The sequence below is a fragment of the Burkholderia sp. AU16482 genome, from assembly GCF_002223285.1.
Taxonomy (GTDB): Bacteria; Pseudomonadota; Gammaproteobacteria; order Burkholderiales; family Burkholderiaceae; genus Burkholderia; species Burkholderia semiarida.
Genome location: NZ_NKEY01000009.1, coordinates 429,814 through 453,359 on the forward strand (window position 1 = coordinate 429,814; position 23,546 = coordinate 453,359).

The window sequence follows — 23,546 nt, forward strand, 5'->3', positions numbered from 1 at the left end:
CATTCCCCGTTGCGACAAGGAGCGCAAAATGACACGTCAACAGCAACAGCCGGACAAACAGGACGGCGACGCGAAACCTGCCCAGAAGCCCGATGACGGGCAGTCGACCTTCGAAACCGATATTTCAGAAACCGGCGAAGACGGTACCACGGTGCGTCAGGCCGAGGTTCGCGAGGACGATCTCTCCGAAGTGAAGCCGCCGTCGGGCCCGGCGCGTTGAGCGCACGAAACCGGCGCGACGGCGTAGTCACGCCGCCGCGTCTATTCGCATGCGTTGCAAATTCCGCCTTCTTCCTCTCCGTGCCCGCTCTCTCCACCAGCCGCCGATGCGCGGCAGCAAGCCGGCCACGCGCCGCGTGACCGACTACGTGCGGATCGCGTGCACTCCCCTCTTGAAATTCGGTCGGCGTATCCTATTTTAGGTATCGCTCAAGGCAGTCGCGGTTTACGCGCTGCGTGTTTCGATTTGTTAGTCAGCGACCCTCATCGCGGATGGACGAACTGGAGCGCGTGGTCCGGTTCATCCCCCGCAGGGGTACAACAGGAGCGAGTCATGAGCGATATCTTCTTCCCCTCCGATCTGCTGGCGGAATTCGACCGCCTGCAACGGCAGATGGCCGGCATGTTCACGGGTTTTCCGGCCAGCCTGCGCGCCCCGCGGCCCGGTGCGTTTCCACCGGTCAATATCGGCAGCACCGACGATACGGTCGAGATCGTCGCGTTCGCGCCGGGTCTCGACCCCGCGAAGATCGACATCTCGGTCGATCGCCGGCTGCTGACGATCAGCGGCGAGCGCACGCCCCCGGACGGCGCCACGGCCGACGACGAGCGGCGCGTCTACGCGAACGAGCGGTTCATGGGCGCGTTCCGCCGCGTGGTCGAACTCCCGCCGCATGCGGACCCCGACAAGATCGAGGCCCGCTATACGAACGGCTGCCTGACGATCACCGTCGGCAAGTCGGAAGCATCGAAGCCGCGGGCGATTACGGTCCAGTAAAACACGGCGCAACGTCACGAACGCATGACGGAGGACATCATGAGTGACACCAACACGACTGAATTGACGACCCGTTCGGCCGATACCGGAACGGCCGTGACGAGCCGCGAACCGGCTCGGCGCGACACGCCGCGCACGCGGATTGCGCCAGCCGTCGACATCGTCGAGGATACGCACGGCATCACGTTGTACGCGGACTTGCCGGGCGTGCCGCGCGAAAAGCTCGACGTCCGCGTGCATGACGGCAGCCTTGCGATCGAAGCGGAGGCCGTCATTCCGACGCCACCGGGGCTGCGCCTGCAGCACGGCGAAGTGCAGCATCCGCACTTCTCGCGCGCCTTTACGCTCAGCCCGGACTTCGACGTGTCGCGCATCGACGCGCAACTGCGCGACGGCGTGCTGAAACTGAGCATCCCGCGGCGCGAAGAAGCGAAGCCGCGGCGCATCCAGGTGACGGCGGCATAAGCGGACGCGCCGGCCGCGTTTCATCGACCGGCGCGACCCGCGACGCTTGCCGGCATCCCGCGCTTGCGCTTGCGGCATGAAGTGCTGGCGCCCCGCTTTCGCGGCGGCGCCAGCGCGTCGTCACACCTGTCGAATTTTCCTGCAGGAGGCACCCGATGCATACCAACAGGACGCTCGAACATGGCGGATATGAGGTCCGGGCCGTGGTGACCGACACGGAGACGGGCCGCTACTCGGCGGCGGCGATCCTCACGGATCGCGACGGGGAAACCCGGACGCTCGGCGTCGACGGCGACTTCGCCGATACCCGCGAAGCATGCGACCAGGCGCTCGAACTCGCGGTCGCGTGGATCCAGCGACGGTCCGTCGTGTCGGACCGGTATGTCAGACGTAATCAAGCCGGGTCAAGCAGCGATTCGGATCGCGAACGGCGCACGCGACGCCAGGACGGTCGGCCGATCATCCGAGCCACGACCTGATAGTCGCTCGCATCGCGCCGACCGAGATCCCGTACCGCTCGTGCAACGTCGGCAACGCGCCCGCCGCGAGATACGCATCCGGCAGGGCGATCTGCCGAAACGGCACGGTAACGCCGGCCCCGAGCAGCGTGGTCGCCACCGCTTCGCCAAGCCCGCCGATCGCCGTATGGTTCTCCGCGACGATGACCATGCGCCCTTTGCGCCCGGCCTCGCGGACGATGGTCGCCGTGTCGAGCGGCTTGATTGTCGGTACGTGCAGCACGGCGACGTCGACGCGGTCGGCTTCGAGCGCCTTCGCGACCTCGAGCGCACGCATCGTCATGATGCCGGACGAGATCATCAGGACGTCGTTGCCGTCGCGCAGCAGCTTGGCCTTGCCGAGTTCGAAACGGTAATCGTATTCGTCGAGCACGGCCGGCACGTTGCCGCGCAGCAGACGGGCATACACCGGCCCGTTGTGCGCGGCGATGGCCGGCACCATCTGCTCGATGTCCAGCGCGTCGCACGGATCGATCACGGTCATGTTCGGCATCGCGCGCATCAGCGCGAGATCCTCGGCGGCCTGGTGGCTCGGCCCGTAGCCGGTCGTGAGCCCCGGCAGCGCGCAGACGAGCTTCACATCGAGATTGTCCTCGGCAATCGCCTGATGAATGAAGTCGTACGCGCGGCGCGTTGCAAACACCGCATAGGTCGTGACGAACGGCTGCGCGCCTTCGTGCGCAAATCCCGCCGCGGCGCCCATCAGCAATTGCTCCGCCATGCCCATCTGGTAGTAACGCTCGGGAAATGCCTTCGCGAAGACGTGCAGGTCGGTGTACTTGCCGAGATCGGCCGTCATGCCGATCACGTTGCCGTTCGTGCGTGCGAGTTCGGTCAGCGCATGGCCGAACGGCGCGGCGCGGGTCGCCTGCCCTTCCGCCGCGATGGAGGCGATCATCGCCGAGGTCTTCAGGCGCGGCTTGTTGTCGACGGTGCTCATGCGTGTCTCCCTGCTTCGAGTGCATCGAGCGCGAGTTGCCACTCGTGCGCATCGACCCGGATGAAATGGCTTTTCTCGCGTGCTTCGAGGAACGGCACGCCGCACCCCATCCTCGTGTCGCAGACGATGATGCGCGGCTGCGGCGCGTGATGCCGGCGCGCGTGGTCGAACGCGCGCTTGACCGCATCGATGTCGTTGCCGTCCACGCGTTGCACGTACCAGCCGAACGCCTCGAGCTTGTCGACCAGCGGCTCGAACGCCATGACCTGGGTCGACGGGCCGTCGGCCTGCTGGTTGTTCACGTCGACGATCGCGATCAGGTTGTCGAGCTTCCAGTGCGCGGCCGACATCAACCCTTCCCAGATCGCGCCTTCGTCGAGCTCGCCGTCCGAGAACAGCGTATAGACGAACGCATCCGAGCCGTTGCGCTTCAGGCCGAGACAACGGCCGACCGCGATCGTCAGCCCCTGCCCGAGCGAGCCGCCGGACATTTCCATGCCGGGCGTGTAGCTCGCCATGCCGGACATCGGCAGGCGACTGTCGTCGCTGCCATAGGTTTCGAGTTCAGCGGCCGGCAGGATGCCGGCTTCGAACAGCGCCGCGTACAGCGCGATCGCGTAGTGCCCGTTCGACAGCAGGAAGCGGTCGCGCCCTTCCCATTCGGGATCGTCGGCGCGATAGCGCATCGCGCCGAAATACGCGACGGCCAGCACGTCGGCGATGTCGAGCGCCTGGCCGACATAGCCCTGCCCCTGCACTTCGCCCATCAGCACGGCATTTCTTCGGATGCGGTACGCGCGCTCGGCGAGCGTGACCGGTTCATGAATGGTTTCGGTCTCCATCGATATCTCCATGTGGGAAGGAATACGAATCGAATCAGCGGTTGACGGATCGGGGCACGAGGAACACCAGCAGCGCGCCGGCCGTGATCGCGATGGCGATGAACACGAGTCCCGCGGTCGACTTGCCGGTCAGGTCGTTCAGCCAGCCGACGATCGCCGGCGAGAAGAAACCCGCGAGGTTGGCAAAGCAGTTGACCGCGGCGATGCCGGCTGCCGCCGACATCCCGCCCAGCAATGCGGTGGGCAGCGACCAGAACTGCGACGACGACGCGAGGATGCCGGCGGACGCGATACTCAGGCATACGATCGACGCGCCGACGCTACCGAGCATCGGCAACGTCGCGAAGCCCGCCGCCGCGACCAGCATCGGCACCGCGAGATGGAAACGGCGCTCGCGGCGGCGATCCGCGCTGATGCCGATCAGCGGCAGCGCGACGATTGCGCAGGCATACGGAATCGCGGTCAACAGGCCGACCCACAGCGGATCGGCCACGCCCGCCTTGCGGATGATCGTCGGCAGCCAGAACGTGAGGCCGTATTGCCCGAGCACGACACAGAAGTAGATCGCCGCCATCAGCCAGAGGCGACGGTCCGCGACGAACGTACGGATCGATGCATGGGCAGTGGTGTGCTCGGCGTCGGCCGATACGTTGCGTGCGAGCAAGGCCTTTTCGGCGTCGGTCAGCCATGTCGCGCCGGCGATGCCGTCGTCGAGATACAGCAGGATCGCGAAGCCCAGCACGAACGACGGCAGCGCCTCGAGCAGGAACAGCCACTTCCAGCCGGCCAGCGACATCGCGCCGTGCAGCGCATGCATGATCGCGCCCGACAGCGGCCCGCCGACGATCCCGGCGAGCGGAATCGCCATGAAGAACAGCGACAGCGCCTTCGCGCGCCGCGCGGACGGGAACCAGTACGTGAGGTACAGGATCACGCCCGGCGCAAAGCCCGCTTCGGCGACGCCGAGCAGAAACCGCAGCGCGTAGAACGCGGTGGGCGACTTGACGAACACGAAGCTCGCCGAGATCACCGCCCACGTCAGCATGATGCGCGCGAGCCAGCGGCGCGCGCCGACGCGATGCAGGATCAGGTTGCTCGGCACCTCGAACATGAAATAGCCGAGGAAGAAGATGCCCGCGCCCATGCCGTAGACGGCCTCGCTGAAACGCAGGTCGTTGAGCATCTGCAGTTTCGCGAACCCGACGTTGACGCGGTCGAGATACGCGCCGAGGTAGCACAACATCAGGAACGGGATCAGCCTGCGCGCCACCTTCGCGTATGTGGCGGTCTCGAAGGTCTGCGCGTCGTCCCGTTGCAGCGTCTCGCCCTGAACCGGCGATGCGGGGTACTTTGCTCTCATGTCTGTCTCCTGCCATGGCCCCGGTTTGTCCCGGGTGCATGATGGTCGGCGCCGCTTGTCGGGCGGCGCCGTTCTCAGTGAATCAGCATCCCGCCATTGACGTCGAGCGTGACGCCCGTCAGGTAGCTCGACAGGTCGCTCAGCAGGAACAGGCACGTATTGGCGACATCGGCGGCATCGCCGAGCCGGCCGAGCGGAATGCCCTTGATGATGTCCTCGCGCATGTCGGGCGTCAGCTTGTCGCCGGTGATGTCGGTCTGGATCAGGCCGGGCGCGATCGAATTGACGCGGATACGGTCGGCGCCGAATTCGCGCGCCATCGCCTTCGCGAGGCCGAGCACGCCGGCCTTGGCGGCGCTGTAGTGCGGCCCGCCGAAAATGCCGCCGCCGCGTTGCGCGGAGACCGACGACATGCAGACGATGCTGCCGCCGCGCTGCGCCTTCATCGCGGGCAGCACCGCTTGCGACATGTACAGCGTGCCGCGCAGGTTCACGTCGACGATCGCATCGAAGTCGCGCGCCGAGATATCCAGCGTGCGCACGGGCTGCGTGATGCCGGCGTTGTTCACGAGGCCGTCGATGCGGCCGAAGTGCTCCAGCGCCGCGTGGGCGGCCGCCACGCATGCGTCGCGGTCGGTGACGTCGCATGCGAGGCCGAGATGGTCGCGGCCGAGTTCGGCGGCGGCCGCTTCCGCGTCTTCGCGGCGAAGGTCGAGGATCGCCACACGTGCCCCCTGCGCGGCCAGCGCGCGGGCCGTGGCCTTGCCGATACCGCGGGGCGACGCGGCGCCGGTCACGATGATGGCCTGGTTGTCGAGCAACATCGCTTGTCTCCTGTGTTGATGTGTTGTCCGGAGTGTCGGCTCACCGGGCACCCGCATCAACGCGGAAACGTTCAGCCATAGTTGAGAAAATTTCAGATATCGGCCGGCTGCCGGTGCTGCACCGCAATATCGGGGCACGCCGCCGGACGTGTCGTTCAATCCGCCCGCTCGTGAGCGGCGACCTCCCGCTCGATCCAGGCAAGGAAGCGCTTCACGCGCGGCAGTTCCGCGTTCTGCCGCGGGTACACGAGATGATGCGCGCCGACTTCGACCGCGTGGGCCGCGCCGAAGACCGGCACCAGCAGCCCTTCGCGGATCTTCACCGACGCGAGCATCAGGCTTTCGAGCGCGATGCCGAGGCCGAGCGCGGCGGTTTCGAGCGACATGTATGAACGGTCAAACGAAAAATCGAAGGTCTTCTGGGCCGCAAGCGGGACGCCGGTCCGCCCGAACCACTGTTTCCACTGGACCAGCGGCGTTTCGGAATAGATCAGACGATGCGCGAGCAGGTCTTCCGGCGCGTTCACCGGATGCCGTTCGAGATAGCGCGGCGACGCGAGCGGCGCGATGAACTCGCCGCGCACGGTCCGGACCTCGAGATTGTCCCAGTTGCCGTAGCCGTGCCGGACGTCGATGTCGTAGAAGCCGTTCGAGAACGACACGTTTTCGTATGAGCACGCGAGGTTCAGCTGGATATCGCCGTTCGCCTCCTGGAACGACGACAGTCGCGGCAGCAGCCACATCAGCCCGAAGCTCGGGCTCGAATGCACGCGCAGGATATCGACTTCCGTGCGGCTCGACGCGCGCTCGGTCGCGCGGCTCAGGTCGGCCAGCGAGCCGGTGACGTCGGCCAGATAGCGCTCGCCGGTCGGCGTGAGGACGAGGCCGCGCCCGGCGCGCTGAAACAGCGGCTGACCGATCTGCGATTCGAGGTTGCTGAGCTGATGGCTCACGGCGGACGCGGTCAGGCCGAGCTCTTCCGCCGCGCGGTTGACGCTTTTGGTCCGGGCGACGCTTTCGAACGCGATGATGGCCTTGAGCGGTGGAATGCGCATGCTGGAATCCGTTGAAGAGAGCGGCTCGCCCGAGTGGCCGGCGCCGCGCCGAAGCATTGCCCGGCCAAAAGCGATACGGTACATCAGGAAGCGGCGCGGAACGATCGATTCGCGGCGCGGCCCTCGGCATCGTGGCCGGCCCGGCGGCACCCCGCGCCGCGCGATCGCCGCCGCACGGGCGACGCCGCACGCATGATGCCGGCGGAATCATGCAAAATGCTGCGCATCCTGAGTGGCGGAGATTCACCCGTGAGCATCAACTTCGATTTGACGGACTTGCAGGCGTTTCGCGCGGTGGTGGAAACGGGCAGTTTCCGCAAGGCCGCCGATGCGGTCAACCTTTCCCAGCCTGCGTTGAGCCGCCGGATCGACAAGCTCGAAGACGCGCTCGGCGTGCGGCTCTTCGAGCGCACCACGCGCCGCGTCGCGCTCACCACCGTCGGCCGCGTGTTCGCGCAGAGCGCGGAACAACTGCTCGACGATCTCGACGCCGCGCTGCTCGGCATCCGCGACGTGTCGTCGAGCCGCCTGGGCCATGTGACGATCGCCTGCGTGCCGTCGGTCGCCTACTACTTCCTGCCGCCCATCATCGCCCGCTATCATCAGCGCTTTCCGCGCATCCGGGTGAAACTGCTCGACGCTGGCGCGAACGACGTGCTGGGCGCCGTCATCAGCGGCGAGGCGGATTTCGGCGTGAGCTTTCTCGGCAGCCAGGAGGCCGAGATCGAGTTCAAGGTGTTGCTCCAGGAACGGTTCGTCGCCGCCTGTCGTCGCGACCACCCGCTCGCGCGCCGGAAGCGCGTGACCTGGAGCGAACTCTACGAGCACGATTACGTGTCGGTGGACAAGACTTCCGGTAACCGCCTGCTGCTCGACCAGGCGCTGGCGGCCGTCGCGCCGCGTAAGCCGAGCGTGTGCGAGGCGCGCCACGTCACGACCCTGCTCGGCCTGATCGAGGCGGGGCTCGGCGTCGCCGCGGTGCCGTCGATGGCGATGCCGGGGCATGACCACCCTGTCCTCACGAGCGTGCCGCTCGTCGAGCCGGCGGTGAAACGGCGCGTGGGCATCGTCAAACGGCGCGGGCGCTCGCTGACGCCGGCCGCCGAGGCGTTTCACCGGATGATCGTCGACGCGAAGCGCGGCGGCGCCGCCGGCAACGGCACATCGGCATGACGACGACGGCACGCAAACGAAGGAAGACGGCATCGTGAGGTGGGCCCGGCTGTTCAAATCGCTCTACGTGCAGGTCCTGCTCGCGATGATGCTCGGCATCGGCATCGGTCACGCGTGGCCGGCCGCAGGCGCGATGTTCAAGCCGCTCAGCGACGCGTTCGTCGCGCTCGTGAAGATGACCATCGCCCCGATCGTCTTTTGCACGATCGTGTCGGGCATCACGTCGTTGTCGGACGGGCGGGCCATCGGCCGCACGATCGTGCGGGCGCTCGCCCTCTTCTATCTGTTGACGGCCGCCGCGCTCGCGTTCGGGCTCGCCGCCGCGTACGTGCTGCAACCGGGCGCCGGCATGCACATCGACGTTCATCATCTGGATGCGAGCATCCTGGCGCCGTATGCGAGGCATGCGGAGCCACGCAGCCTCGTGGCGTTCGCGCTCGGCGTGATTCCGGACACGATGCTCGGCGCATTCGCGACCGGCGAAGTGTTGCCGGTGCTGCTGCTGTCGCTGTTGTTCGGTTTCTCGCTGAATGCGCACCCGCGCGCCGGCCGGCCCGTTCTTGCGCTGATCGACGGCATCGCCCAGGTCGTCTTTCGCGTGCTGGCGATGATCATGCGGCTCGCGCCGCTCGGCGCATTCGGCGCGATGGCGTTCACGGTGGGCCGCTTCGGCATCGGCTCGGTCGGCTCGCTCGCGAAGCTGATGGTGTGCTTCTACGTGGCTTGCGTGCTGTTCGTCGCGCTGGTGCTCGCGCCGCTCGCGCGGCTGCACGGCTTCGCGCTGTGGCGGCTCCTGCGCTACCTGCGCGAGGAGTTGCTGATCGTCCTCGCGACCTCGTCCACGGAGCCGGTCCTGCCGCGCCTGATCGTCAAGCTGGAAGCGCTCGGCTGCGACAAGGGCGTGGTGGGGCTCGTGCTGCCGGCCGGCTATTCGTTCAATCTGGACGGTACCGCGATCTATCTGACGCTCGCGGCATTGTTCATCGCGCAGGCGTGCGACATCCCGCTTTCCGCGCCGCAGATCGCGACGATGCTCGCGATCATGCTGCTCACGTCCAAGGGAGCGGCCGGCGTGTCCGGCAGCGGGCTCGTGGCGCTGGTCGCGACGCTTGCCGTGATGCCCGACCTGCCCGTCGCCGGCGTCGCGCTGCTGGTCGGCATCGATCGCTTCATGTCGGAGGCGCGCGCGCTGACCAGCGTGATCAGCAATGCGTGCGCGGTGATTTTCGTGTCGTCGTGGGAAGGCGCGTGTGATCGTACGCGGCTGGTGCGGCGGCTCGCCGTGGCCGCGCCGGCATCGGCGGACGCGGCCGATGAAGACGCTGCCGCCGCGAACGGCGGCGGTGACGGGAAGGCGGTCTGACGCCAAGCCTTGCCGTCGACTGGGCTCAATGTGCGGAAACGGAATCCAGGCCGGTCGCTTTCACGTCGGCCTGCACGTCGGGCGACGCAAGATAGTCGAGCAGCGCCTTCGCTTCCCGCGGGTGCTGCGCGCCGACCGGGATGCCTGCGGCGAAGCGCGTGACGGACTGCAGCGATTCGGGAATCTTGCCGACGAAGGTCGCGCCCTTGACGGGCAGCAACTCGCTGACCTGCTGGAAGCCGATTTCGTAGTCGCCGTTCGCGACGACCGACGCCACCGGAATCCGCGGAATCATCTTCGCCTTCGACTTCACCTGCTCCTCGATGCCGAGCTTCCTGAACAGCTCGCGCTCGACGTACACGCCGCTCGCGCTGTCCGAATAGGCGATCGACTTCGCATGCAGCAGCACCTGCTTGAGGCCTTCGGCGGTGCTGATGTCGGGTTTCGCCGCGCCGTCGCGCACGACCATGCCGATGCGCGAATCGGCCAGCTCGACGCGGGATTCGGGGATGACCTTGCCTTGCTTGATCAGATCGTCCAGCGCGTAGCCGACCATGATCACGGCGTCGGCGGGCTCGCCGCGCGCGAGCCGGTTCGGAATCGCTTCGGGCGACTTGCCCATCGACGGGCCGAGCGCAGTCGCGAGCGTGTTGCCCGACGTGGACGCGAACCGGGGGCCGAGCACCTTGTAGGCGGCGGTGAAGCCGCCCGAGCTCATCACGTGCAGTTCGGCGGCCTGTACGTTGTGGACGTTGGCCGCCACCGCCGCGGTGGCGACGAGCGCGGTCGCGCAGAATTTCAGAAGCGGATTTCTCATGGTCGTGGTCGTGCGGATTCGTGGGTATGAGTGAACGTTCCAGAGGAGCGGGACATCAATGCGCGGGCGTCAACGTTGCCGCGCGGCGACGATAGAGCGCGAACGTCGCGAGCAGCGCGCACACCGCGGCGAAGCTCATCCAGTAGCCCGGTGCGGCCTTGTCGCCCGTCATGTGAATGAGCCCGGTCGAAATGGCCGGCGTGAAGCCGCCGAACACGGCCGTCGCGAGGCTGTACGCGAGCGAGAAGCCCGCGACGCGCACCTGCACCGGCATCACTTCAGTGAGCGCGACGACCATCGCACCGTTATAGATGCCGTACATGAACGACAGCCAGAGCAGGACGAGCAGCATGTTCGCGAACGACGGCGCGTGAGCGAGGAACGACAGCGCCGGGTAGGCGGTCACGACGGCGAGCATCGTCATGCCGACCAGCAGCGGCCGGCGGCCGATCCGGTCGGACAGCGCCCCGCCGATCGGCAGCCACACGAAGTTCGACACGCCGACGCAGAGCGTCACGAGCAGGCTGTCGGCGGTGCTCAGATGCAGCACCGTCTTGCCGAAGGTCGGTGCATAGACGGTGATCAGGTAGAAGCTCGTGGTGGTCATCGCGACCAGCATCATGCCGGCGATCACGACGCCCCAGTTCTGGACGAGCGTGCCGAACACTTCCTTCATGCCCGGGCGATGCTTGCGCGCCTTGAATTCCCGGGTTTCCTCCAGGTTGCGGCGCAGCATGAAGATGAACGGCACGATCATGCAGCCGACGAAGAACGGCGCGCGCCATCCCCAGGTGGCGATCTGCGCCGCGCTCAGCCACTGATTGAGCGCGAAGCCGAGGCCCGCGGCAACGACGATCGCCACCTGCTGGCTCGCCGATTGCCAGCTTGTGAAGAAGCCCTTGCGGCCCGGCGTCGCCAGCTCGGCGAGATAGACCGATACGCCGCCGAGTTCGGCGCCCGCGGAGAAGCCCTGCAGCAGCCGGCCGATCAGTACGAGCACGGGCGCGAGCAGGCCGATCGTCGCGTAGCCCGGCACGAACGCGATCAGGATGGTGCCGCTCGCCATGATGGACAGCGTGACGATCAGGCCCTTGCGGCGGCCGACCTCGTCGATGTACGCGCCCAGCACGATGGCGCCCAGCGGCCGCATCAGGAAGCCTGCGCCGAACACGGCGAAGGTCATCATCAACGACGCGAATTCGCTTTGCGCGGGGAAGAAGACGTTGGCGATCTGCGTGGCGTAGAAGCCGAACAGGAAGAAGTCGAACTGCTCGAGAAAATTGCCGGCCGTGACGCGAAAGATCGCGGCGGCCTTCGAACGTTCGGCCGGAAGGCTGGACGAGGGATGCATCGGGGTGTCTCCTGAAAATCCTGGAATACGCGGGAGGGGCGGGTCGATTGTCGTTTTCCGGCATGTTGGCGCGGTATTGATGAAACGATAAGTGCGATTTTCGGAATGATTGATGCGATATGGTTATCAATCGACCGGAATCTCCACCGCTCCGGGAGTGGCCGCACGCGCCGCCGCGTCTCGCGATGCCGCGGCCGTCCACCGGCGGCCATGTCGGCCTCGATTTTCCGTTACCCGTGCCGTTAACCCGGATTTGCCCGGCGCAATTGCAGCCGGCATCGGAAACCGCACGCGAGCATGCCCGCCTTCACTTCGATCGAGAAAATCGCCGACTGGGCCGGACGCCACCCGCGCGTCGTCGGCGCGTTGGGCACGCTGATGTCGCTCGCGGCGCTCGGGATCAGCGCGGTGACGCTGCGGGCCGCGCGCAGCGAAGTCGTCGTGCACGCGCACGAGACGTCGCGCAACGTCGCGGCCGTGCTCGCGAGCCAGATCGCGCGGACGGTCGAAACGTCGAACAACGCGCTGATCGCGCTGGCTGCCAATCTCGGCCAACCGGCCGTGCAGCGCATGGACGCGGGGTTGCGGCACGACCTGCTGTTCGAGCGCACCGCGGCGCAATACGTGACCGGCATGGGCGTGACCGACAGGCGCGGCCGGCTGATCGACGGGTGCTGCGGCGCGACCCGGCAGTGGGACTTCGGCGATCGCGACTACTTCAAGGTTCATCGCGATGCGGACAACGTCGGGCTCTACGTGTCCCAGCCCTATCGCGCACGCTCGCGCGACGGCAAGGAATCCATCGCGCTGTCGCGGCGCATCGAGCGGCCCGATCATGCGTTCGACGGGATCGCGGTCGTCGCCATCGATCTGGCTTACTTCGAGCAGCTCCTGTCCCGGCTCGACGTCGGCCCGAACGGCGTCAGCGCGATCGTGCGCGCGGACGGCACGATCCTCGCGAGAAATCCGTCGTTGAACGACGGCCAGATGAATCTCCTGCGTCGCTCGAAATCGTTCAAGCGGATGGTGAACAGCGAATCGGGCTTCTATCCCGCCCGTTCGAGCATCGACGGCGTCGTGCGCCTGTATACATACCAGCGGATACCGGGCACGCCGCTGATCGCGGTCGTCGCGCCGGCCGAACACGACGTGCTGGCCGGCATCCGTCGTCTATCGTGGACGGTCGGCGTGTCGGCCATCGTGATCAGCACGCTGTTCTGCGCCGTGGTCTGGCTGCTGGCGTTCGCGCTGCGCGACAACCTGCGCAAGCAGACGCTGCTGACCGATCTCACGCGGACCGATCCGCTCACGGGCCTGCACAATCGCCGCGCGCTCGATACCGCGCTGGCCGACGAATGGGAACGCCTGCAACGGGGCAGCGACGGCAGCCTCTCGCTGCTGTTCATCGACGCCGATCACTTCAAGCAGTACAACGACCGGCATGGGCACGCAGTGGGTGACACCGCGCTGCGCTTTCTCGCCGAATGCATCCGCGCGCATACGCGGCGGCGCGGCGACCTCGCCGCGCGCTACGGCGGCGAGGAATTCGTCGCGGTGTTGCCCGATACGGACGAAACCGGCGCCGCGCAGGTCGCGGAGGCGATTCGCCGCGAGGTGGAACGCAACCGGCTCGACGGGTTTGCGGATGCGGTGCCGCCCTTTACCGTCAGCATCGGCTGTGCGACCGGGCGGCGCGCGCGGCACGCTTCCGTGCACGCGCTGTCGCATCAAGCGGACATGGCGCTCTATCGCGCGAAGCGCGAAGGCAGGAATCGTGTGTGCCGTGCGCAGGGGGAGCCGGTCGCGCAACCGGCGTGAAAGCGCCGGTTCGAATCGGAAGGGGCGACGGCATCCGGCTCACGACATCGCGACGCGCGTGCGCTGCCGCGACCGCGGCCGTTTCACTGCCCGGGTTCGATATACGCAGCCAGTTCTTCCGGCTTGCCTGAAGGAAACGCCTCCTTCAGGTGATCGAGAAACGCGGAAACGCGCGCGCTCAACAATCGCCTGGACGGATACAACGCCCACAGCGCGATATCCGGCCCCAGCACGTCGCCCCAACTGACGAGCGTACCGGCCGCCAGGTCGCGGCTCACGAGCGACACCGGCAGGCACGCGGCGCCCAGGCCGAGGCGGACCGTATCGCGCACCATGCTCAGCGACGACAGCCGCGCCACGGGTTCGACCGGTATGCGCGCCGTACCGTCCGGGCCCGCGACCTCCCATGCCGCACGGCCGTCGCTTGTGCCGCGAACCACGGCCGGTGCGGGCGCGTCGCCGCTCGGCCGCGCCAGCTCGGGCCGCGCGACGACGACCAGCCGATCGCGCAGGAACACGCGCCCGATCAGGCTTTCGTCATCGGCCGGGTTCACGCGGATCACGAGGTCGTAGCCCTCCTCGATCATGTCGACGGGCCGGTCTTCGGTCGTCACCTCCAGCCGGACGTCAGGGTATTTCAGCGCGAACGTCGCCACGAGCCGCCCCATCGCGAACTGGGAAAAGACCATCGGCGCGCTGATGCGCAGCCGGCCACGCGGCCGTTCGCTTCCCGCTGCAATGGCCGACGCGCTGTCGGCGAGTTCCGCGAGCAGCGCGCCTGTCCGCTCGTAGAGCGCGCGCCCTTCCTGCGTGAGCTTCACGCCGCGCGAGCCGCGCTCGAACAGACGCAGCGACAGACTGTTCTCCAGTTCCGCGACGCGGCGCGACAGCGTCGCCTTCGGGCGATCGGCCACCCGCGCGGCCTCCCCGAAACTGCCATGGCGGGCGACGAGATTGAAATCGGCGAGTGCGAGCAGGTCCATGTGTTCCACCAGTGAGACGATGTGTCTATTTACCACATCTTCCGGATCGCATGTGGATCACCTAACTTACGTGGGCAGTCAACCCTATCGTTATCTCAGGAGCGAACATCATGACCATTCTCGTTACCGGTGCCACCGGCCGCGTGGGCCGCCAGGTCGTCCATCAACTCGTCGATCGCGGCGCCGACGTGCGCGTGCTGGTGCGCGATCCGGCCAAGGCCGATTTTCCGGCGGCCGTGACCGTCGCGCAGGGCGACATGCTCGACGTCGACGCGCTTCGTACGGCGTTCTCCGGCGTCCGCACGCTGTTCCTGCTCAACGGCGTGGCGGGCGACGAATTCACGCAGGCGCTGATCGCGCTGAACCTCGCCCGCGAAGCCGGTATCGAGCGCGTCGTCTATCTGTCGGTGCTCCACGCCGACCGCTTCGTGAACGTGCCGCACTTCGCGGTGAAGTCCGGCGCGGAGCGGATGATCGAGCGAATGGGCTTCAGCGCGACGATCCTGCGGCCTGCGTATTTCATGGACAACGAATCGATGGTCAAGGACGTGATCGCCGGCCACGGCGTCTACCCGATGCCGATCGGCGGCAAGGGCGTCGCGATGGTCGACGTGCGCGACATCGCGGAAGTCGCGGCGATCGAGCTGATCCGTCGCAACGACGCGCCGGGCAAGCTGCCGCTCGAGACCATCAACCTCGTCGGGCCCGACACGCTGACGGGCGAACAACTGGCATCGATCTGGTCGGACACGCTGGGCCGCGCCGTTGCCTATGGCGGCGACGATCCGACACCGTTCGAACGCAATCTGGCGCAGTTCATGCCGAAATGGATGGCGTACGAAATGCGGCTGATGGCCGAACGCTACGTCAGCGACGGCATGGTGCCGGATGCCGGCGACGTCGAGCGGTTGACCGCGATCCTCGGCCGCCCGCTGCGGACGTATCGCGCCTTCGCGGCCGCGCTGCTGCGTTGAACGCGATGCCGCGCCTTCATGCTCCGTGCGGGAGTGCAGGCGGTCGCCAGGCGGTTGAACCGGCATCGCGCGCGACCGGTTCGCCGCAATCGCCGTGCCGCCGCCGGCGACGGCGATCGCGCCGCGGCAGCGCGGAACACGTACCGGATGGCCCGGCATTCGGATGTCGGGCAGCGAAGCGGCGGCGTCGATACAATCGGTTGTTCCCGCCTGCCGCCACGATCGCCTATCCGGCCGATAGCCTACAACATCGCCTGACTGACGAGCCCGTACAGTCCGTAAATCGGGTCGGCCGCGCCCTCGTGCGCCGCGGCCGGCGCGTTGCGAACCATCTTCGAACAGGTATCCACGTGTTTCAGTCCCTGTTCGCTCAACCAGTCCGGCAAACTGCTCCCGTCAGGCACATCGATACGAACGAATTCACCGTCTCGTTTCGTCAGCCAATAGCCGATCAGCGCCTTCGCACGCGCATCGTCGCTCGAACGCGGCGCGACCACCGGACCGATCACGTAACCGCGACCGAAGCGCCGCAGCACCGAAAACCCGACGACCTCGCCGTCACGTTCGAGCACGACGCTTTCTCCCCGCTTCTGCAATGCGGACAACAGCGCCTCGCGCTCAAGGCCGGACGCACGCGTGGCGAGGTCGACCAGGCGCGGCCAGTCGGCCGGCGATCCGGCACGCAGCCGCTCGCCGTCGGGCACGACAACGGCGGCAGGCCGATCGACGTTCCCCTGATATTGGCCCAGCGACCCGCACACGGTGAACCCCAGTTTCTCGTAGAGCGGCCGACCGGCCGGCGTCGCGTGCAGAAACGTGATGCGCGGCCCCAGTTCGTCGAGCAGCGTTTCCATTAGTTTGCGGCCGATGCCTCGGCCCTGATGCGCGTCGGAGACGATCACATGCCCGATCGCCGCGCGATCCGCACCGTACTTCCAGCACATCGCCGTGCCGATGACCTCGCCGTTTTCCTCGGCCGCGAACGCGACCGACGTTTCCGCGGAAAACTGCCAGTCTTCCGCCCGGAACGGCCAGCGAAGCGCCATGGAAAGAGCATGGGCGGCGGGGACGTCCGCCGCTGTGAATCTGCGGTAGCGAAGCGCCGACGTCGCGCCGTGCTCCTTCACTTCATGTTCGTGGCTCATTCAGCAATCCTTTCAAATAGTGTCGTTGTGCGACACGGCACATCATATAAATGCACGGCGATGACATCGAAGCGGCGACAAATTGCACGGCGCTCCCCGGCTGGCATGAGTGCACGACGATCAGGAAGCACGCCGCTCCCGGAGTTGACGCCCGATCAACCCAAAGTCAGCCGGTGTCAACGCCGCCCCGACGCATCACGGCGATCGCGAGAAATAATGCTGCGCCAGCGCGACCCAGTACCGGACGCCGGCCGGAATGATGTCATCGTTGAAGTCGTATTTCGGATGATGCAGCGCCGGTGCGCTCGTGCCGTCCTGCGCATTGCCGATCAGCACGTAAGCGCCCGGCCGCTCCTCCAGCATGAAGCCGAAGTCTTCGGACGTCATGTTCGGCGGCACGTTGGCGGACAGGCGTTCGTCGCCGAACGTGTCGCGAATCACCGCTTCGCACAGCGCCGTCTCGGCCGGCGTGTTGACCGTCGCCGGGTAGTACTGAAAAAACTCCACGTCGACCTGCGCGCCGTAGGCGCCCGCGAGCCCTTCGCACGCGAGCCGGACATCGTGCTGCAGCTTCTGCTGCAATGCCGACGACAGCGTGCGGATCGTGCCGCGCAGCTCGGCGGTGTCGGGAATCACGTTGTCCGTCGTGCCCGCATGGAACATGCACACGGAAATGACCGCCGGGTCGACGGGATCCTTGTGCCGCGCGGCGATGGTCTGACACTGCAGCACCATCGAGCATGCGAGCGGCACCGGATCGATGCCCAGATGCGGCTGCGCCGCGTGCGCGCCCTTGCCCGTCACCGTGATCCTGAAGCGCGAGCCCGCGGCCATGATCGGGCCCGTGCGCAACCCGAAATGCCCGGCCGGCAACCCGGGCCAGTTGTGCATGCCGAATACCGCTTCCGTCGGGTATTGCTCGAACAGGCCGTCGTCGATCATCCTGCGCGCGCCCGCGCCGCCCTCTTCGCCCGGCTGAAACACGAAATGGACGGTGCCGGGCAACCGCGGCAACGTCTTCAGCACGCGTGCGGCGCCGAGCAACATCACGGTATGGCCGTCATGGCCGCACGCGTGCATGATCCCGTGCGTGCACGACGCATGCGCGAAGTCGTTGGCTTCGTGGATCGGCAATGCGTCCAGATCGGCACGCAGCACGATGCCGCGGCGCGGGTCCGCACCGGGCAGGCTCGCGACCACGCCCGTGCCGCCCAGCCCGCGCGATACGGCATAGCCGAGCGCCTCGAGCTCGCGGGCGACGACGTCGGCCGTCCGGTGTTCTTCGAATCGCAACTCGGGATGCGCATGCAGGTCGCGGCGCAGCTTCGCCCAGTGCGCGTGATGCGTTTGCAGCGATGTGTCGGAGATGACGGGGTTGTCCAATTTCGGCACCTTCGGAATCTAACGGGCTTCCCACTGTACTGCCGGCGCGAATCGCGCGCAGCGGCTGCGTCAATCGTAAAAGCCGACGATCGACTTGACTTCCATATACTCCTCCATCCCTTCGATCCCGTACTCGCGGCCGTTGCCCGACTGCTTGTATCCGCCGAACGGCGCTTGAGGATCCCATGCCGGATAGTTCAGGTGCACCTGCCCCGCACGGATCCGTCCGGCCACCGCGCGCACCCGCTCCATGTCGGTGCCCTGCACGTGCGCGCCGAGCCCGTACACGGTGTCGTTCGCGATGGCGATCGCTTCGTCGACGGTGTCGTAAGGCAGGATCGCGAGGACCGGGCCGAAGATCTCCTGCTGCGCGATCGCCATGTCGGTGCGCACGTCGGAGAAAATCGTCGGCCGCGCATAGAAGCCCTTGTCGAAACCCGCGGGCCGGCCGGGGCCGCCGGCGATCAGCTTCGCGCGTTCGTCGATGCCCACGTCGATCATCTGCGCGACCCGTCGGAATTGCGCGCGATTGGCGAGCGGCCCGTGCGTCGTCGCCTCGTCGAACGGATCGCCGACGACGAGCGTTTGCGCGGTCGCGACGGCCAGCGCCTCGACCTCGCCGAGCGCGTCGCGCGGCACGATCATGCGGGTCGGCGCACTGCACGACTGGCCCATGTTCCGGAACGCGGCGGCGACGCCCGGCGGCACCGCACGCTGCAAATCGGCATCCGGCAACACGAGGTTCGGCGACTTGCCGCCCAGCTCCTGCGCGACGCGCTTGACGGTCGGCGCGGCCGCCTGCGCGACGAGCACGCCGGCCCGCGTCGAACCGGTGATCGACACCATGTCGACTTCCGGATGCGACGAAAGCGCGGCGCCCACCGTTTCGCCGCTGCCGCTCACGAGGTTGAATACGCCGGCGGGCACGCCCGCGTCGGCAATCACTTCCGCGAACAGCAGCGCGCTGAGCGGCGACAGCTCGCTCGGTTTCAGCACCACCGTGCAGCCTGCGGCGAGCGCCGGCCCGACCTTCGCGGTGATCTGGTAGATCGGCCAGTTCCACGGCGTGATCAACGCGCACACGCCGATCGGCTCGCGCGCGACCGCGGTCGTCCCACGCCGCTCGACGAACGGGTAGCGCGCGAGGTTGTCGCGTGCGACGCGGATATGTTCAGCCGCGAGCGGCACATGCGCGCCGCGTGCGTAGCCGATCGGCGCGCCCATCTCCAGCGCGAGCGCCGTGGCGAACAGCTCGGCGCGCGCCAGCATCAACGCATGGATACGATCGAGCAGCGCCGCGCGTTCCTGCGGTGACGTCGCGGACCAGCGTTCGAACGCGCGGCGCGCGGCCTGCACCGCGCGGTCGGCGTCGCGCGCGCTGCCGAGCGGAATCTCGCACAGCGTGTCTTCAGTCGACGGGCTGACGACCGCGAACCGGTCGCTGCCGTCGGGCTGCACCCAATCGCCGTCGATGAAAAAGCGATCGAGCCTGCCGGCTTGCATCAGGTGAACAACTGGGGAATTCATTGCAGAGTGTCCTTGAGTCGATACCACGCGCCGACGAACGGCAAGAACCACGGTTTGCCGAAGTGGCCCGGAATCGCGGGCCAGTCGAAACCTTTCCACGGGTTCAGTTCCGCGCGTCCGTCCATGATCTCCGCCATCAGCGTGCCCATCAGCGTGGCCATGTGCGTGCCGTGGCCGCTATAGCCCATCGAGTAGTAAACGCCGTCGCGCTCGCCCGCGCGCGGCAGCCGGTTGGCCGTCATGTCGACCATTCCGCCCCAGCAGTAGTCGATGCGCACGTCGGCCAATTCGGGAAACACGGCGGCCATCTGCTGCCGCAGGATCGCCCCGCTCTTTGCGTCGGAATGCGGGTTCGACGCGGCAAACCGCGCGCGCCCGCCGAACAGGATCCGGTTGTCGGGCGTGACACGAAAGAAATTGACGAAGTTCTTCGTGTCGGTCACCATCCGGCGCGTCGGCAGCAACCGGTCGAGCAGATCCTTCGGCAACGGCTCGGTGACGATGATGAACGCACCGACCGGCACGATCCTGCGGCGAATCCACCCGAACGGCCCGACCTGCGAAATGCCGCTCGCGAGCAGCACTTGGCGCGCGCGGATCTCGCCGAGCGGCGTGTGCACCGCGTAGGCGCCGCCTGCTTGCCGCTTCAGGCCGAGCACCGGCGCGTGCTCGAGAATATGCGCGCCGCGGGTTTGCGCGGCGCTCGCCAGCCCCCGCACGTAACGGCCGACATGCATCCCGGCACTCTTGCCGAAAAGCAGCCCGCCGTGATAACGGTTCGAACCGATCTCGTCGCGGAGTTCGGCCTTCGTGACCATGCGCGTGTCGGGGTCCACGCTCGCCGCGAGCAGCGCCTGACTGCGCACGAGCTTGTCGTAGTGCTCGGGCTTCGCCGCGAGCTTCAGCTTGCCGCGGCGCGCGAAATCGCAATCGATCGACTCCTCCCTGACCAGCCGCTCGACCGTGTCGACGCCCGCGTCGAACGCGAGATAGAGCCGGTTGGCGAGCTCCGTGCCGATGCGCTGCGACAGCGACGCGTAATCCTGCGCGAAGCCGTTGTTGCACATGCCGCCGTTGCGTCCCGATGCCGCCTGCCCGACGGTGCCCGCCTCGCAGACGATCACGCGCGCGCCTTTTTTGGCCAGCGCCAGTGCGGCGGCCGAACCGGTGATGCCGCCGCCCACCACCACCACGTCGCAACTTCCGCCGGGCAACGCCGGCGTGTGGCTCACGAATGGCTCCGACGTATCGAGCCAGTAGGAACTGAAACGCATCTGGAACTCCCAAGCTGTCGCATCGCATCACACGCGCGCTGACGAGCCGGCGAACGTTCGCCGCCCCGACCCGGTCGCGCGTGCGATCCGGACCGGCGCGACGGCCTTGTACTAGAAATCCGCGACCTTGCCCCACGCGGACTCGCTGAACCGGCCGGGCCGGTACGGCGTCGGGTCCACGAACGGCTGCGCGCCGGATGCGAGATCGGCGATCAGATGCCCGGCGCCCGGCCCGATCCCGAAGCCGTGCCCCGAAAAGCCCGCCGCGAGGATCAGCCCCGGCACGCCCGGCACTTCGCCGATGCCCGGCACGCCGTCCGGCGTGCTGTCGACGAAGCCGGCCCACGCATGCGTGATCGTCGCTTCGCGCAGTTCCGGCAGCAGTTCGGCCGCGCGGCGGTAGGTTTCGGCGACCGTCGGCATGTCGGGCTTCGGGTCGAGAATGCGCACCGCTTCCATCGGCGTCGGCGCATCGAGGCGCCAGCGCTTCAACGTTTCATGGCCGCCGCGCACGCCTTCGAGACCGCCCGGCAGCAGGTTGCGCCAGCGCTTCGCGAACATCGGCACGAATTGCGGCGCGAAACGCAGGAACTGCGGCGTCGGGTCCACGCGCGCGCGACCGCTGATCGCCAGCGCGTAGCGTCCGTCGCTGCGGCGCGTCACCGACACGCCGGACGTGTACATCGCATCCGGCAGCGGCGTTTCGACGGGCGACACGCTCAGGATCGACTGACGGATCGACGCCTGCGGAAACCGGATGCCGAGCTGGCGGCAGAACGACGACGCCCATGCGCCGCCGGCCATCACGGCCGTCCTCGTCCTGATGACGCCGGCCTCGGTGACGACGCCGGCCACGCGGCCGCCCTCGAGCTCGATGCCGCGCGCCGCGCAGTACTGATGGACGCTGCCGCCCAGCTTGATCAGCGCGGCGGCCACGGCCGGCGCGGCCTTGCCCGGGTCGGCCGTGCCGTCGGTCGGCGAGAACACGCCGCCCTTCCACTGCCGCCCGGTCGCCCGTCCGCGCTCGGCGGCCTGCTTGCTGTCGAGCATGTACGTGGTCACACCCGCGGTCTTCGCGAATTCGCCCCAACTGGCCCAGCGGGACAGCTCGGCCTCGTCGTTGCTGAGATACAGCAGCCCGCAGCGATGAAAGCCCGTGTCTTCTCCGGATTCGGCGGCGAACCGTTCCCACAGATCGATGCTCTTGCTCGCCATCGGCAACTCGCGCGCATCGCGGTTCTGCTGCCGGCACCAGCCCCAGTTGCGGCTCGATTGTTCGGCGCCGATGCGCCCTTTCTCGACGAGCGCGACCGACAGCCCGCGGCGGGCCAGATAGTAGGCGGTGAAGACGCCGATGATGCCGCCGCCGATCACGACGACGTCGGCCGCGGCCGGCGGCGTGGACAAGGTTTCGATATGGCGCAGCGGAGGGGACATGCTCAGTCTCGTTCGGTGGAGGGTTTGACGTTCTGCATCACGTAGAACTTCGCCACGCGTTCGCTGCTTTCCCACCCGATCGACGCGCCGCGCGGCACGAACAGCGCATCGCCGGCGCCGAGCGACAGCACGCTGCCGTCGGGCGCCGCGAACCGTACGCCGCCGTCCAGCAGGAACATGAACTCGTTGGCGCGATGCGGCCGCACGATCCGGTGATACGGTGTCGAATCCCACGTGCCCGCGCAGTATTCGGCGCCGTCGTCGGTGAACACGTTGTCGCTGCGGCATTGCGGCGCGGGGCTCAGCAGCACCTCGGCCGGCAGCGTGGCGGACGGCTTGAAGTCCGCGTCGGCGCGCAACTCGAAGAGGCCGCGTTTCGTCGGTGTCTCGCACGCTGCCGCGCAGAACGTCAGCAGCACCGGCGATTGCGCGGCGATGCGCAGCGCCGTGCCGCCGCCGATGACGGCGCCTTGCCCCGGGCCGAGCACCAGCGGAGCCGCCCCGGCCGCTTCGAGCGTCAGCTCGCCCTGGACGACGACGAGGGTTTCGATGTGCGGAAAGCTCGACACGTCCAGCTCGCCAACGAAGCCGATGCGTCCCGCGGCCATCGCGTCGGGGCCTTCCCACGCGATCTCGCGATGCGACGCGAACGGATCGTTCGCGCCGAACGCCTGCCGGCGAAACGCGGTGGAAGAAGGTGCGCCGTCGGCACGGTGCAACACGAAAGCTGCGGTCATTTCTGCTCCTGTGCAATGCGTGGCGGTCTGGTTCAACGCCGTCACGCGATATCGGAAATCGTCGTTCGCCGGCTCTTCTGCCGGAAAATCCTCAGCCAGGCATGTCGTCCATGCCTGGGCTTACGCCGCGTGACACGACGCATCGCGGCGTTCGCTGCGCAGGCGCGCCGATGGCGTTCGCATCGGCGCGCCGCCCATTCGGGCGACCACGTAATCGCGCGGCGTGATCCCGAGCACGCGCCGGAAATGCCGGCACAGATGGCTCTGGTCGAAGAAGCCGACGTCGGTCGCGACGACCGACGGCGCGAGACCGGCGCGCAACAGGTCCTGCGCCCGGCGTACCCGCACGAGACACAGATACCGGTGCGGCGACAGCCCGGTTTCGCTGCGAAAGCGCGCGGTGAAACGCGATACGCTCAACCCGGCCACGGCCGCGAGCGTGTCCAGGTTCAGCGGCTGCGCGAACGACGCGTCGATCGTGCGCAGCACGTCGTCGATCGCCGGCGAGACCGGCCGGGCGACACGAGGCGAGCCAATGAATTGCACTGTCATATCGGATTCTC

General features: G+C 67.4%; 22 protein-coding genes and 1 pseudogene. 8 read left to right on the top strand and 15 right to left on the bottom strand.

Annotated elements, in window-relative coordinates; translation table 11 throughout:
- Positions 1-28: 28 nt before the first annotated feature.
- The 4 genes and pseudogenes from CFB35_RS32475 to CFB35_RS32490 form a co-directional block, all read left to right on the top strand.
- Positions 29-220 carry a hypothetical protein gene (locus CFB35_RS32475; protein WP_059577987.1) on the top strand — a complete coding sequence of 64 codons (192 nt, stop codon included), beginning with the start codon at positions 29-31 and terminating at the stop codon, positions 218-220.
- A 333-nt stretch (positions 221-553) separates the two neighbouring features.
- Positions 554-997 (top strand): Hsp20/alpha crystallin family protein, encoded by a 444-nt coding sequence (locus CFB35_RS32480; RefSeq protein WP_059577984.1) that lies wholly within the window; start codon positions 554-556, stop codon positions 995-997.
- 39 nt (positions 998-1,036) lie between these two features.
- Positions 1,037-1,462 carry an Hsp20/alpha crystallin family protein gene (locus CFB35_RS32485; protein WP_059578060.1) on the top strand — a complete coding sequence of 142 codons (426 nt, stop codon included), beginning with the start codon at positions 1,037-1,039 and terminating at the stop codon, positions 1,460-1,462.
- Positions 1,463-1,617: 155 nt separating this feature from the next.
- Positions 1,618-1,854 (top strand): annotated as a pseudogene (locus CFB35_RS32490) (hypothetical protein); the annotation flags it as partial.
- A 67-nt stretch (positions 1,855-1,921) separates the two neighbouring features.
- Here the strand turns inward: CFB35_RS32490 and CFB35_RS32495 are convergent.
- The 5 genes from CFB35_RS32495 to CFB35_RS32515 all read right to left on the bottom strand — a co-directional run bounded on the left by CFB35_RS32495 (position 1,922) and on the right by CFB35_RS32515 (position 7,001).
- Positions 1,922-2,920: a transketolase family protein gene (locus tag CFB35_RS32495; protein ID WP_059577979.1), complete on the bottom strand. Its 999-nt coding sequence runs from the start codon at positions 2,918-2,920 to the stop codon at positions 1,922-1,924.
- On the bottom strand, positions 2,917-3,762 hold the full coding sequence (locus CFB35_RS32500; RefSeq protein WP_059578056.1) for a transketolase: 846 nt from the start codon (positions 3,760-3,762) through the stop codon (positions 2,917-2,919). The genes CFB35_RS32495 and CFB35_RS32500 overlap by 4 nt, the downstream gene beginning before the upstream one ends.
- A 34-nt stretch (positions 3,763-3,796) precedes the next feature.
- A complete protein-coding gene (locus CFB35_RS32505) occupies positions 3,797-5,122 on the bottom strand; it encodes an MFS transporter (protein WP_059577976.1) in 1,326 nt (441 codons plus the stop codon).
- A 74-nt stretch (positions 5,123-5,196) separates the two neighbouring features.
- Positions 5,197-5,946, bottom strand: coding sequence for an SDR family NAD(P)-dependent oxidoreductase (locus CFB35_RS32510; RefSeq protein WP_089466182.1), 750 nt, complete (start codon positions 5,944-5,946; stop codon positions 5,197-5,199).
- 155 nt (positions 5,947-6,101) lie between these two features.
- Positions 6,102-7,001 carry a LysR substrate-binding domain-containing protein gene (locus CFB35_RS32515; protein ID WP_059577971.1) on the bottom strand — a complete coding sequence of 300 codons (900 nt, stop codon included), beginning with the start codon at positions 6,999-7,001 and terminating at the stop codon, positions 6,102-6,104.
- A gap of 249 nt (positions 7,002-7,250) precedes the next feature.
- On the opposite strand from CFB35_RS32515, the gene CFB35_RS32520 reads away from it, so the two are divergent.
- Together CFB35_RS32520 and dctA are read left to right on the top strand one after the other, a co-directional pair.
- On the top strand, positions 7,251-8,174 hold the full coding sequence (locus CFB35_RS32520) for a LysR family transcriptional regulator (RefSeq protein WP_059578053.1): 924 nt from the start codon (positions 7,251-7,253) through the stop codon (positions 8,172-8,174).
- 34 nt (positions 8,175-8,208) lie between these two features.
- Positions 8,209-9,537: a C4-dicarboxylate transporter DctA gene (gene dctA / locus CFB35_RS32525; protein WP_059577968.1), complete on the top strand. Its 1,329-nt coding sequence runs from the start codon at positions 8,209-8,211 to the stop codon at positions 9,535-9,537.
- A 25-nt stretch (positions 9,538-9,562) separates the two neighbouring features.
- On the opposite strand, the gene CFB35_RS32530 is transcribed toward dctA, so the two are convergent.
- The gene (locus tag CFB35_RS32530) at positions 9,563-10,354 is read right to left on the bottom strand and encodes a substrate-binding domain-containing protein (RefSeq protein WP_059577966.1); all 792 of its coding nucleotides are present in this window, start codon (positions 10,352-10,354) and stop codon (positions 9,563-9,565) included.
- Positions 10,355-10,409: 55 nt separating this feature from the next.
- On the bottom strand, positions 10,410-11,705 hold the full coding sequence (locus CFB35_RS32535; RefSeq protein ID WP_060310357.1) for an MFS transporter: 1,296 nt from the start codon (positions 11,703-11,705) through the stop codon (positions 10,410-10,412).
- 297 nt (positions 11,706-12,002) lie between these two features.
- Here CFB35_RS32535 and CFB35_RS32540 point away from each other — a divergent pair, with 297 nt between their 5' ends.
- Entirely contained in the window at positions 12,003-13,523 is a 1,521-nt protein-coding gene (locus CFB35_RS32540; protein WP_089466183.1) for a diguanylate cyclase, read from the top strand.
- Positions 13,524-13,606: 83 nt separating this feature from the next.
- Here CFB35_RS32540 and CFB35_RS32545 read toward each other — a convergent pair whose 3' ends face one another.
- On the bottom strand, positions 13,607-14,506 hold the full coding sequence (locus CFB35_RS32545) for a LysR family transcriptional regulator (protein ID WP_089466184.1): 900 nt from the start codon (positions 14,504-14,506) through the stop codon (positions 13,607-13,609).
- 110 nt (positions 14,507-14,616) lie between these two features.
- On the opposite strand from CFB35_RS32545, the gene CFB35_RS32550 reads away from it, so the two are divergent.
- Positions 14,617-15,480, top strand: a complete 864-nt coding sequence (locus CFB35_RS32550) for an SDR family oxidoreductase (protein WP_059577955.1) — start codon at positions 14,617-14,619, stop codon at positions 15,478-15,480.
- Positions 15,481-15,722: 242 nt separating this feature from the next.
- Here the strand turns inward: CFB35_RS32550 and CFB35_RS32555 are convergent, their stop codons facing one another.
- The 7 genes from CFB35_RS32555 to CFB35_RS32585 all read right to left on the bottom strand — a co-directional run bounded on the left by CFB35_RS32555 (position 15,723) and on the right by CFB35_RS32585 (position 23,535).
- On the bottom strand, positions 15,723-16,625 hold the full coding sequence (locus CFB35_RS32555; RefSeq protein ID WP_059577954.1) for a GNAT family N-acetyltransferase: 903 nt from the start codon (positions 16,623-16,625) through the stop codon (positions 15,723-15,725).
- A gap of 195 nt (positions 16,626-16,820) precedes the next feature.
- The gene (locus tag CFB35_RS32560) at positions 16,821-18,008 is read right to left on the bottom strand and encodes a M20 aminoacylase family protein (RefSeq protein WP_059577951.1); all 1,188 of its coding nucleotides are present in this window, start codon (positions 18,006-18,008) and stop codon (positions 16,821-16,823) included.
- A gap of 69 nt (positions 18,009-18,077) precedes the next feature.
- On the bottom strand, positions 18,078-19,535 hold the full coding sequence (locus CFB35_RS32565; RefSeq protein ID WP_059577947.1) for an aldehyde dehydrogenase family protein: 1,458 nt from the start codon (positions 19,533-19,535) through the stop codon (positions 18,078-18,080).
- Entirely contained in the window at positions 19,532-20,809 is a 1,278-nt protein-coding gene (locus CFB35_RS32570; protein ID WP_089466185.1) for an FAD-binding oxidoreductase, read from the bottom strand. The genes CFB35_RS32565 and CFB35_RS32570 overlap by 4 nt, the downstream gene beginning before the upstream one ends.
- A gap of 111 nt (positions 20,810-20,920) precedes the next feature.
- A complete protein-coding gene (locus CFB35_RS32575) occupies positions 20,921-22,246 on the bottom strand; it encodes an FAD-binding oxidoreductase (protein ID WP_089466186.1) in 1,326 nt (441 codons plus the stop codon).
- A 2-nt stretch (positions 22,247-22,248) separates the two neighbouring features.
- Complete coding sequence (locus CFB35_RS32580; RefSeq protein ID WP_060310349.1) at positions 22,249-22,983, bottom strand: cupin domain-containing protein; 735 nt, start codon at positions 22,981-22,983, stop codon at positions 22,249-22,251.
- A gap of 120 nt (positions 22,984-23,103) precedes the next feature.
- A complete protein-coding gene (locus tag CFB35_RS32585) occupies positions 23,104-23,535 on the bottom strand; it encodes a helix-turn-helix domain-containing protein (protein WP_060310348.1) in 432 nt (143 codons plus the stop codon).
- Positions 23,536-23,546 lie beyond the last annotated feature (11 nt).